This window comes from Mucilaginibacter terrenus (genome assembly GCF_003432065.1).
Lineage (GTDB): Bacteria > Bacteroidota > Bacteroidia > Sphingobacteriales > Sphingobacteriaceae > Mucilaginibacter > Mucilaginibacter terrenus.
Genome location: NZ_QWDE01000001.1, coordinates 1,013,983 through 1,025,735, shown reverse-complemented (window position 1 = coordinate 1,025,735; position 11,753 = coordinate 1,013,983). Strand labels below are relative to the sequence as shown.

The window sequence follows — 11,753 nt, the reverse complement described above, 5'->3', positions numbered from 1 at the left end:
TTAGTTGGTTTCGGCAATATCGTCGTCTACATCCTGGTGGCTGTAGATAAGTTTACGATAGGTGACGGCGAGTATTATATTTACAAAAGGATAGGTAAACACAATTGTAATAGAGATAAGCGGAAAATATTGTGACAGCCAGGCTGGTATTGCTATAAAGATAATAATGCTAAGTAGTATTAGTACTACTTTCAAAATATAGCCTTTAGTCAGGTCAAAGCTTTGTTTAATAGACTCGATAGGGCCGGACGCGTCATCAACGATAAACGTGTTGAAAAACATGATGCGAAGAGCAAAGTACAGACCTACGAGCGTTAGCACGTCGGTGATCACCAACCTTAAAATTGAATCGTCTTCAAGATAATCCAAACCAATATTTACATTGGTAATAATGAAAGCCAATATAAAGATAACTCCCAGGTAGCTTAGTACCATCTTAAATGTGGGAACAATTTGCTTAAACTCGAACTCGTAATATTCATTATCAATCACGGTAAATATTAGTTTGTAAAGTCCCAGGGTGGTAAAAGCTTGCACAAAAATACCTATGAACGATACTATCATCGTACCTGCAAAATCTTTTTCAGATGGAGAGTAGGTAAAAGAGATGATCACGCCAATAACGATCAGCAACAGAAAAGAAAGGATCGAATAAATAATTATAACCGCAAAGTTCTTTTTAAGAAGATCCCAGGAAGTCTTAAGGGTTTCCCCAACGGAAAATGGATGGTACATACTACTCTTATGATCTTTTTAACACCACACGCTTCCAGTAATCCTGCATAAATCCTAACCCGTAGGCAGTCAGTTGTGTGAAGGCAGCTATCACGCTCAAAAATGCAATTTTAAGCGATTTGTTTTTCCACCAGGCATGAAAAAATATTAACAAAATAATCGATATCAACACGGCATTACACAACACTGCTATTTGCCATCGTAAAAGGTTGGCTACAAGCGTGAATATAATTCCAAGCGTAAAAAGTGCCGGAAAAAAGTGCACGGCTTTTAGCTCCGAGGGGAAAAATTTATAAATGTTTATCCTTGCTCTGCCAAAAAAATGCAATTGCTTGTAAAACTTTAAGAAATCTGTACGGCGCTTATGATAAACAATAGCTTCAGGTATAAGCCCAATTTTAAACCCAAGTGAATGCACCCTGATGCTATACTCAATATCTTCTCCGAGCCGGGTAATTATGAACCCGCCGGCTTTTTCCCAAACCTGCCTGGATATACCCATATTAAAGCTGCGCGGATGAAATTGCCCGATAGCCTTTTTACTTCCACGTATACCGCCGGTAGTAAAAGGAGAGGTCATGCTGTAACTTATCGCTTTTTGAATAGGGGTAAAAGATTCATGAGCTCCGTCCGGCCCACCGTACGCATCAAGCCAATTAGTGCTTAACCAGTCATTTACAATTTGCAGGTAATCAGCAGGTATCAGGCAATCTGAATCAAAGATGATAAAGTAATCTCCTTTTGCCCTTTCGAAGCCAAAGTTGCGGGTGAACCCTTGTCCTTCGTTTGCCTTTTCGAAATACCGGATATCAAGTTTGTCTTGATAGCCGCTAACAATATTATCAGCTTTGTTAGTAGAGCCATCCTCTATTACCAATACCTCGAAGTGCTTGTACGTTTGCTGTACAAGTGTTGCAAGCAGCTCATCAATCTCCTGCGGTCGGTTATAAAGAGGTATTATTATCGAAAAAAACATTAAAACTGTTTAGTGAACACAGGTAAATGATGGTTTAGCAAGGTAGTAATGATCAAACCGTTTCTTCGATTTGGTACCTGTTCCTTTCGGGCGCGTTTCTTGATACCAGTTCGGCAACAAAGCCGGTAAGGAAGAGCTGCGAACCAAGAACAATTGCAACCAAGGCTAGATAAAATAAGGGATTGTCTGTAATATCGCGGTAATGTTCGTGTTTTGCTATCAGGTATAGCTTTTCACCCATTATCCATAACGCCAATACAGTGCCTGCAAAAAAGCTCAGTGTACCCATAGTGCCAAAAAAATGCATTGGCCGTTTGCCAAATTTGCCCACGAAAAAAATTGAGAGCAAGTCAAGAAAGCCGTTAATGAACCGGCTCCAGCCAAATTTGGTCTTACCGTATTTACGCGCGCGGTGTTCAACAACCTGTTCGCCAATTTTTGTAAACCCGGCCCACTTTGCTAACACCGGAATGTAGCGGTGCATTTCGCCATATACTTCTATATTCTTGACAACAGTTTTTCTGTAAGCCTTAAGTCCGCAATTGAAGTCGTGCAAGTTATTTATACCGCTCATCTTGCGTGTGGCGGCATTGAAAAGTTTTGTAGGTATGGTTTTACTTAGCGGATCGTATCGTTTGGCCTTCCAACCAGAAACCAGGTCGTACTTATCTTCCGTAATCCGGCGGTACAAGCCGGGTATCTCATCGGGACTATCCTGCAGGTCGGCATCCATAGTTATGATGACTTCTCCACGCGCAGCTTCAAACCCGGTGTTCAGGGCTGCAGACTTACCATAGTTACGCCTGAACTTAATACCATAGATGAAGGGATTGCTCTCTTTTAAACGGCAAATCATGTCCCAGGAGCCATCGCGGCTACCATCATCCACCAAAATTATCTCATATGTATAATTGTTATCGTTCATTACCCGGCTTATCCACGAGGTAAGCTCAGGTAACGATTCTACTTCATCATACAACGGTACTACTACAGATATATCCATTTATAAGCAACCTTGTGTAAGGCAAGCTACAAAAATAGAAAAAAGCAGCAACGGTTTAAAAAACATTGTTGCAGGGCAATGGGTAGCGAGGTTTGCGTTAAAATATTTTTTGGTATAACAAGTTATTTATACTTTTATGTATTGATTAAACCCTATTCACAATGCTCCCGATAACTCCATCACAGTGCTGCATAAGTGCTACCCTTAGGCCCTTCCCGCCTGAGAGAAATTCTACAATAGGCTCTTATCTTCAATAATCGGCGATGTGAAAAGAATCATCTTTGTACTGTGCCTCTTCTACAGCGGATCGCTACTTGCCCAAAAACAAGGGAACATCTGGTATTTTGGATACGGCGCAGGATTAAATTTCAATACATCTCCGCCTACCGCTTTAACAGACAGTAAGATGTCGGCCTTTGAGGGATGTTCAAGTATTGCTGATGCTGAGGGTGCTTTACTTTTTTATACCGACGGCATTACCGTATATAACAGGCAAGACACAATGAAAAATGGGAATTACTTGTTTGGCAATCCTTCGTCAACACAATCAGGAGTTATCGTCCCCCAACCTGGAAGCTCCAGCATCTATTATGTATTTACTATACTTCAGGAAGGACGATCAATGTATTACTCAATTGTTGATATGTCCAAAAATTCAGGCCTGGGCGAAGTTATTGAAAAAAACAAATTATTGATTGAGAAATCTACTGAGAAGATTACCGCTGTAAAGCACCAAAATAACCAGGATATATGGGTGTTAACACATGAATATCAATCTAATAAGTTCTTATGTTATCTTATAACCAAAGACGGGCTACAGCCGTCACCTGTGGCGTCTTCCGTAGGGACCTATATGGCAGATGATTATCTGGGAACGATAGGATACATGAAAGCGTCGCCAAAGGGTGATAAATTAGCAGCAGCTATGGATTATAGTACAAATCTTGTTGAGATTTACGATTTTGATAAAGTAACTGGAAAAATTACAAACCCGCAAACGATTACCGGTTTTCAGGGCTTTGGCCCATATGGTGTAGAGTTTTCTCCCAACGGACAATTTTTGTATATAGGTGAAGAAGGATCAAATATTTATCAGGTGAAAATGCCTGCATCTAGCGGCACAATAGCAACTAAGGGTGTAAAAATAGGGACCGCATCGAGATTAGGTGCTTTGCAACTTGCAAGTGACGGCAAAATATATGTGGCAGAACCCGGAGGTCAGTATCTTCATTCTATAGAGCAGCCGAATTTGGAGGGACTCAATTGTAATTTTAAAAATAGCACAATTTATTTGGGAGGAAAGAGCAGCTCGTTTGGTCTGCCAAATTTTATCCAAAGCTATTTTGCAGAGGTAGCATTTTCATCTGTAGGAACATGTATAGGCGAAGTAACTAATTTTAAGATGAATACCTCGTTGGAGAACATCCAAAGCATGAAATGGAATTTCGGTGATCCAAGCTCGCCGGATAATACATCAACTACAGCAACGCCAAGTCATAAATACGCCACTGTAGGTACTTATCCTGTAACGCTGGAAGTTTTACATGATGGGGAAACAACAAAGTTTACTAAAGATGTTGTAATAGCGCCTTTACCCCAAGTAGATCTGGGTAAGGATGTTACACTTTTCTACGGGCAAACACTACAGCTTGACGCAGGCAATCCCGGCAGTACTTACAAATGGAATAATGGCACAGCGCAACAAACACTATTAGTGACAGCACCTGGCACCTACAGTGTAGACGTTACAAGTTCTGCCGGTTGTAGTTCAAGCGGATCCATAAACATTAAATATGACCAGGTAATCGATGTATCGTTACGTACAGACACCGTGATATGCAAAGACGAAACTATAACGCTTGACGTAAAATTACCCGGCGCAACATACCTATGGTCTAACGGTAGTACGGCATCTTCCATTAGCCTGACCCAGCCGGGCACATATTCGGTAACTATTACCAACGCTTATCAAAATCGTACAAAAACGCTGTCAATCAAGGTTGCAGAATACCAATTTGCGCCTGTTACCGTAACCAGTAACACAGTTCTTTGCGAATGGGGCAGCACATCTATCACAGTAAAGGGAGCTAAAGCGAAAGAAAAATACAGGTGGTTTGATGCTAACAAGAATTTTGTTGAAGAAAACTCAGGTACGCTGTTTACCGGTATTATCCGTAGGGATACGACATTGTATGCTCAGCTTACCAACGGTAAATGCGAGAGTACGTTGTATCCAGTCACGTTAACTTTTGATAAACCACTTGCTACTATTTACAACAAAGATACCATTGTGACCTTAGGCGATGTGGTTAAACTTAAAGGTACAGGGTCAAAGTATTTCCGCTGGGTGCCAGACACCTATCTTGATAATGCAAACATAGCTGCACCAACCAGTACCCCTGATGATGATATAACTTACCAGCTAATTGTGTCTAATGACAACGGATGCTCTGATACATCCACTGTGACCATACTTGTTAAAAAGCAAGTGGTAATACCAAACACTTTTACCCCTAATGGTGATGGTATAAACGATGTGTGGAACATCAAATATGTAGACAGACTATTGGGTAATCACCTTTACATCTATAACCGAAACGGCTCTATTATAAAAGACATAAAATATTACACAGGCGGTTGGGACGGAACCAACAACAGCGGTAAGCCTCTTCCTGCAGGTGTTTACTATTATGTTATACAACTAGATGAAAAGAATAAACAATCTGGCTACGTCACAATCATCCGGTAGCATCTTGTTTTATTTTACTAAAAACGATAGATTAGCTTTATATCACTCATCAACTATGAAAATTATTTCACTGGCACTTTCTGTGCTCCTTGCGGCAGGCTCCTACACGCTTCATGCGCAGGATACTACATCAACCAAATCAAAGTACGATCAGCACAAAGTATTTAACCCCCTTTTTTATTTTGGAAAAGGCACAGAGTTCCGCTCTGCATCTGGTGCACCCGGCGTTAAATATTGGCAAAACCGCGCCGATTATAAAATTGACGCCAAATTGGATACGGCTGCGCACCGTATTACGGGCAGCACGATAATCACCTACACAAACAACAGTCCTGATCCATTGAGCTTTTTATGGCTGCAGTTGGATCAGAATATTTATAAAGAGGATTCCCGCGGGCAAGCAACAACTGTTGTTGGCGGCGGCCGCTTTGCAAATACTGGCTTTACTAAGGGTTACGAGATAAAATCGGTAACGGTCATAAAGAACGGCAAAGCCGAAACGCCTGTTTACCGCGTTACAGATACCCGTATGCAAATACGCCTGAAAGATACGCTGCGGTCATCAGGAGCTAAGCTTCAGATAAAGATAGAGTATGCTTATACCGTGCCTGAATACGGCACCGACCGCACCGGACGCTTAAAAACACCGCAGGGTTGGATATACGATATAGCGCAATGGTACCCCCGCATGGAAGTTTATGATGATGTGAGCGGATGGAACACCATACCTTACATGGGCTCATCTGAGTTTTACCTGGAGTATGGTAATTTCGACTATACCATTACAGCGCCGGCAAGCCTGGTTATTGTAGGCTCAGGTGAATTAATTAACCCTAACGAAGTGCTTACCGCAACAGAACTTAAGCGCCTTGCACAAGCGCGCACAAGTGATAAAACAGTCATGATAAAAGACTCGGCAGATGTGGTAGGTGGTAATGCTTACCTAAAAAAGCCTACACTTACCTGGCATTTTGTGTGTAAAAACTCACGTGATGTTGCCTGGGCAGCTTCAAAAGCCTTTGTATGGGACGCCGCACGCATTAATCTTTCAAATGGTAAAAAAGCTTTGGCGCAATCGGTATATCCTATATCAAGCGGTGGTAAAGGTGCTTATGGCCGTTCTACCGAATACGTAAAAGCTGCAATTGAGCTTTACTCGGGCAAATGGTTTGAATATACTTACCCGGTTGCCACCAATGTTGGCGGTCCGGTTAGTGGTATGGAGTACCCGGGAATTGTGTTCTGCAGCCATGAGAGTGAAGGAGGTGGATTATGGGACGTTACTAACCACGAATTTGGCCACAACTGGTTCCCGATGATAGTAGGCTCTAACGAACGTAAGTATGCCTGGATGGATGAGGGTTTTAATACCTTTATAAATAAGGTAGACACCAAACAATTTAACAGCGGAGAGTACTACCACCCGGATGAGGTACAAGCCGGGGCACCAAGCATGTTCAGCGCCAATGCAGACGCTATTATGAATACACCGGATGTTATCCAGTCATCCTACCTGGGCTACGCCGCGTATGAGAAGCCAGCTGCCGGTCTAATGATTTTACGGGAGCAGATATTGGGAGAAGAGCGGTTTGACTATGCATTTAAAACATACATCAAGCGCTGGGCGTTTAAACATCCAACACCTTGGGATTTTTTCCGTAGCATGGATAATGCGGCAGGAGAGGACCTGAGCTGGTTTTGGAACGAATGGTTCCTGAATACCTGGACGCTGGATCAGTCTGTAAAAAGCATTGCGTATACAAAGAATGATCCATCACAAGGCTCGCTTATCACTATTGAGAACCTGGGAGAAATGGCCTTACCTGCTATAGTCTACGTGAAGGAAGAAAACGGAAAAAGCAGTACCGTTAAGTTGCCAGCAGAAATATGGCAGCGCGGACCAGAATGGACCTTCGCTTATAAATCCACTTCGAAAATTTCTTATGTAACATTAGACCCGGAAGGTGTACTGCCCGATGTTAATCCGGAAAATAACTCATTAAGCGGTCAGGAAGTTGCCAAAGGCGTAACGGCACAAACTGTTATACAGAACTACATTAGCGCCGTAGGAGGAGAGGGAAGGCTTAAAGATGTAAAAGACCTGACCATAACCGGCGAAGCAACTCTACAGGGTGTGGCGTTGAAATTAACAACTAAATACAAGCAGCCTGATAAGTTCAATATGAATTTGATTGCGCCGTCTTACAACAACTTTGTGGTGTCGAATATTGTTATCAATGCCGACAGCGTACGTATGGTGCAGTTTAACCGCCCATCCGATGTATCAAAAGAGGCAAAAGGCGTCCGTAACAGGTATAGGTTATTTCCTGAGCTGGAGTATGGTAAAACCGGGTATACTTTGACACTGGCACCTAACTTACAGGTTGTGCATGATAAACTTGCTTACATGGTCACCATAACCAACCCTGAAGGTGTGCGTGTTAAGCACTGGTACGATATGAAAACAGGTTTAAAAATTAAGCGTGTAACAGATAGCGCCGGAAGTTCACCGACTGAATACGACGACTATAAAGGAATTCCAACAGGGATAAAAATTCCTTTTAGCGAAAAGACCAGCATAGGCGGCGCAGCTACTGCAATTAAGATAACTGACGCAACTGTAAATTCCGGGATTTCGGATGCGGATTTCAAGTAAACAATTAACACCATAAAAGGAAGAGGCCAAAGTGAATACTTTGGCCTCTTCCTTTTAGAGGATATTCAGCTTACGCCAGCCCCAACACCCCGCTTGTTCTTGCTCTCGTTGCATCAGCTAAAGCTTCGTCTTTGCTTAACGATTGCCCTAAGGATGGTATCATTTGCTTTAACTTATTCTGCCATTCACTAGTGCCGGATTGTGTTTTGAAACACCTGCTGATCAGATCGATCATAATAGGCACTGAGGTAGATGCTCCCGGCGATGCGCCAAGCAAAGCAGATATACTGCCGTCTGCGGCAGTAACTACTTCTGTGCCAAATTCCAGCACGCCGGTGTGTTCCTGGTCTTTCTTGATTATTTGCACGCGCTGGCCTGCCACTTCCAGTTGCCAGTCCTCAGCTTTGGCTTCAGGGAAGTATTCTTTCAAAGCATCCAACCTATCTGCAGGCGATTGCATTACCTGGCCAATAAGGTACTTTGTAAGCGGCCAGTTATCTCTACCAACAGCCAGCAGCGGTAGTATGTTATTGGGTTTTATAGAACCAAAGAGATCCAGAAGCGATCCTTTCTTTAAGAATCTTGTTGAAAAACCTGCATAAGGGCCAAAAAGCAGTTCTTTTTTACCACCTATGTTCCGCGTATCCAAATGCGGTACAGACATCGGCGGAGCACCCACAGATGCTTTACCGTAAACCTTAGCCCAATGTTTTTCAACTATTGCTGGGTTGTTGCAAACCAGCCATTGCCCGCTTACCGGGAAACCACCAAAACCTTTGCTCTCTGCAATGCCCGATTTTTGCAATAGTGGCAAAGCGCCACCACCCGCACCTACAAAAACAAATTTGGTATTTAGCTTGCGTTTTTTGCCCGTAACCTTATCGGTAACGGTAATGCGCCATGTATTGTCGCTATTTCGTTTAATGTCGTTTACGTCGTGATTAACGCTCAGGCCAACATTTGCTTGTTTACTTAGGTTGGCAAAAAGGCTGCGGCTCAACGCGCCAAAGTTTACGTCGGTGCCTATGTCCATGTAAGTGCCGGCAACTTTTTGGCTGGCATCACGACCTTCCATTACCAGCGGCATCCACTTTTTTAGCTGCTCATGATCTTCTGAGTACAGCATGTCTTTAAAAAAATGGTGCTTAGTTAATAAGCGATGGCGTTCTTTAAGGAACTTTACATTTTCTTCGCCCCATACAAAGCTTATATGCGGCACTTTGCTGATAAAACTCTCCGGGTTGCCTACTTGCCCTTTTTCTACAAGGTGCGCCCAAAACTCTTTACTTATTTCAAATTGCTCGGCTATTTGGATGGCCTTGTTTGTAGTGATTGTTCCGTCTTTTTTTTGCGGCGTGTAGTTAAGTTCACAAAAAGCGGAGTGTCCAGTACCCGCGTTGTTCATCGCGTCAGAACTTTCGGCGGCAATGGTGTCCAGCCTTTCAAAAATCTCAATAGAAATATCCGGCTGCAGCTCTTTTAGCATTACACCAAGTGTGGCGCTCATAATGCCTGCGCCAATTAAAACTACATCAACCACCGAATTAGATACTGTACTGCCGTTACTCATGATATTACCGAATGCCAAAGATACATTCAAACAAATAGCCTGCCGATAAAAGCCGCTTTTGAAATGTTAAATGATAAAAATTTTACACTGATAGACTGTACAAAGGTTTTATCCTACAGCAAAGTGTAAATCGGACAATATTAATAAATTTCGGGCTAAAAATATTTACAAAAACGTTTAAACAGCTATTTGTTACGATAGTGCCATTCACACAAAAGTTCTTTTTACAGGTTAAGTATAAAAACGATTGTAAAATGAGCAGATTATCTTTTGGAGTACTTATGGCTTTATTAGGTTTCGGAGTGTTGTCATGCAACAACAATAAGCCGAAGCCGGTGTCTGACACAGTAGGGCGGACAGCCGTTATGTTGAACGGAAAGAAAGACAGCGTTATTAATAACCCCCAAAAGAATTACGGCAACGCCACAATTGCAGAGCCCTGCGTTAAATGCCTGCTGCAGGTGATCCAGGCTGATGACAATTATAAGAAGAGTACATTAAACATACCCGACGTGAAATACATTGTGAACTACGTTAAGACCGCCATGCCCGAAGATACAGTGTCGGAGGTTAAAGCAACAAACGCCTTACGGGTTGACGTTATAAACAAAAGCGGGCAACCTCAAAAGCTCTCTGCATTTTTATATGATAACAGTAAGGCCAAGCTATATTTCCTGTCAGGCAAAAGCAAAAATGAGCTAAAGGTTGACAGTGTTGGATTAATGAAGATCAGGAACAGCTGTTACTGGGGCGTAGCTTCCGGGAAGTAAAGTTTAGCGCTGGATAAGTTTAATGAAAGCGGTAGCCGTAAAGGTTGCCGCTTTTTGCTTTTCTACGATATATCTAAATTCAGACCTAAAATCTATAAAATTGATATGTAATTAATCGATTTTAGAATTAAACTTGAAATTTATTACTGATTTTTATAAAATTTATAAACAATACTATGAATTTTATAAAAATAATTTAAATTCGCCATATAATTTAGAAGTACAAACTCTGCGATAACTATAAATTAAACTTAAAATTACAAAACACATTAAAATGGCAACAAAACTCGAGTACATCTGGCTTGACGGCTACAAACCAACTCAAAGCCTGCGTAGTAAAACAAAAATTGTTAAAGAATTTAGTGGCAAGGTAGAAGATCTGGATAACTGGAGCTTCGATGGTTCTTCAACCGAGCAGGCACCAGGTGGTTCGTCAGATTGTATTTTGAAACCAGTTTTTGTTGTTCCTGATCCGGCAAGAAAATCAGCTTACCTGGTAATGTGCGAAGTGCTAGATTCTACCGGCAAGCCACACGAGTCTAACGGCCGTGCGCTTATCGAAGATGATGATAACGATTTCTGGTTTGGTTTTGAGCAGGAGTACTTCCTGTGGGATCCTGAAACCAACAAACCGCTTGGTTTCCCGGCAGGTGGTTACCCAGGTCCGCAAGGCCCTTACTATTGTTCAGTAGGCGCTAAAAATGCTTACGGACGCGAAATTGTTGAAGAACACCTGGATGTTTGTTTAGAAGCAGGCCTTAACGTTGAAGGTATCAATGCAGAAGTTGCTGCCGGACAATGGGAGTTCCAGATATTTGCAAAAGGCGCAAAAGAAGCAGGCGACCAGATTTGGGTTGCACGTTACTTGCTTGAGCGTATAGGCGAAAAGTACGGAGTAGCAATAAACTGGCATTGCAAGCCGCTTGGCCAGCTTGACTGGAATGGCTCTGGTATGCACGCCAACTTCTCTAACACACTGTTGCGTACTGCTAACAGCGAAGAGAAATTCAAGGCAGTTTGCGAATCATTCCGCCCTGCAGTTGCTGAGTGTATTGCTGTGTATGGTGCAGATAACGATCAGCGCTTGACCGGTAAACACGAAACCGCTTCAATTCACGACTTTAGCTACGGCGTATCTGACCGTGGTGCTTCTATCCGTATCCCGCTTTATGCTGTTGACCATAACTGGAGCGGCTACCTGGAAGATCGTCGTCCTAACTCTGCTGCCGATCCATACAAAGTTGCAGCAGTTATTATCAAAACAGTTAAATCTGCAAAAGTTTAAATACCCCTA

General features: G+C 42.4%; 8 protein-coding genes. 4 read left to right on the top strand and 4 right to left on the bottom strand.

The window, feature by feature from the left end; all coding sequences use genetic code 11:
- Genes DYU05_RS04525 through DYU05_RS04515 form a run of 3 tightly spaced genes read right to left on the bottom strand, consistent with a single transcriptional unit; the run spans position 1 to position 2,714 of the window.
- Positions 1-735: a hypothetical protein gene (locus DYU05_RS04525; RefSeq protein ID WP_117381778.1), complete on the bottom strand. Its 735-nt coding sequence runs from the start codon at positions 733-735 to the stop codon at positions 1-3.
- 7 nt (positions 736-742) lie between these two features.
- Positions 743-1,711, bottom strand: coding sequence for a glycosyltransferase (locus DYU05_RS04520; RefSeq protein WP_117381777.1), 969 nt, complete (start codon positions 1,709-1,711; stop codon positions 743-745).
- A gap of 52 nt (positions 1,712-1,763) precedes the next feature.
- Positions 1,764-2,714 (bottom strand): glycosyltransferase family 2 protein, encoded by a 951-nt coding sequence (locus tag DYU05_RS04515; RefSeq protein ID WP_117381776.1) that lies wholly within the window; start codon positions 2,712-2,714, stop codon positions 1,764-1,766.
- 265 nt (positions 2,715-2,979) lie between these two features.
- Between DYU05_RS04515 and DYU05_RS04510 the strand changes: the two genes are divergently transcribed.
- Both DYU05_RS04510 and DYU05_RS04505 read left to right on the top strand, forming a co-directional pair.
- On the top strand, positions 2,980-5,463 hold the full coding sequence (locus tag DYU05_RS04510; protein ID WP_117381775.1) for a T9SS type B sorting domain-containing protein: 2,484 nt from the start codon (positions 2,980-2,982) through the stop codon (positions 5,461-5,463).
- Positions 5,464-5,518: 55 nt separating this feature from the next.
- On the top strand, positions 5,519-8,119 hold the full coding sequence (locus DYU05_RS04505; RefSeq protein WP_165851995.1) for a M1 family metallopeptidase: 2,601 nt from the start codon (positions 5,519-5,521) through the stop codon (positions 8,117-8,119).
- Positions 8,120-8,189: 70 nt separating this feature from the next.
- Here DYU05_RS04505 and mqo read toward each other — a convergent pair whose 3' ends face one another.
- A complete protein-coding gene (mqo, locus tag DYU05_RS04500; RefSeq protein ID WP_117381774.1) occupies positions 8,190-9,689 on the bottom strand; it encodes a malate dehydrogenase (quinone) in 1,500 nt (499 codons plus the stop codon).
- Positions 9,690-9,943: 254 nt separating this feature from the next.
- Here mqo and DYU05_RS04495 point away from each other — a divergent pair, with 254 nt between their 5' ends.
- Both DYU05_RS04495 and DYU05_RS04490 read left to right on the top strand, forming a co-directional pair.
- Positions 9,944-10,459 (top strand): hypothetical protein, encoded by a 516-nt coding sequence (locus DYU05_RS04495; protein ID WP_117381773.1) that lies wholly within the window; start codon positions 9,944-9,946, stop codon positions 10,457-10,459.
- A 274-nt stretch (positions 10,460-10,733) separates the two neighbouring features.
- The gene (locus tag DYU05_RS04490; RefSeq protein ID WP_117381772.1) at positions 10,734-11,744 is read left to right on the top strand and encodes a glutamine synthetase beta-grasp domain-containing protein; all 1,011 of its coding nucleotides are present in this window, start codon (positions 10,734-10,736) and stop codon (positions 11,742-11,744) included.
- The last annotated feature ends 9 nt before the right edge of the window (positions 11,745-11,753 follow it).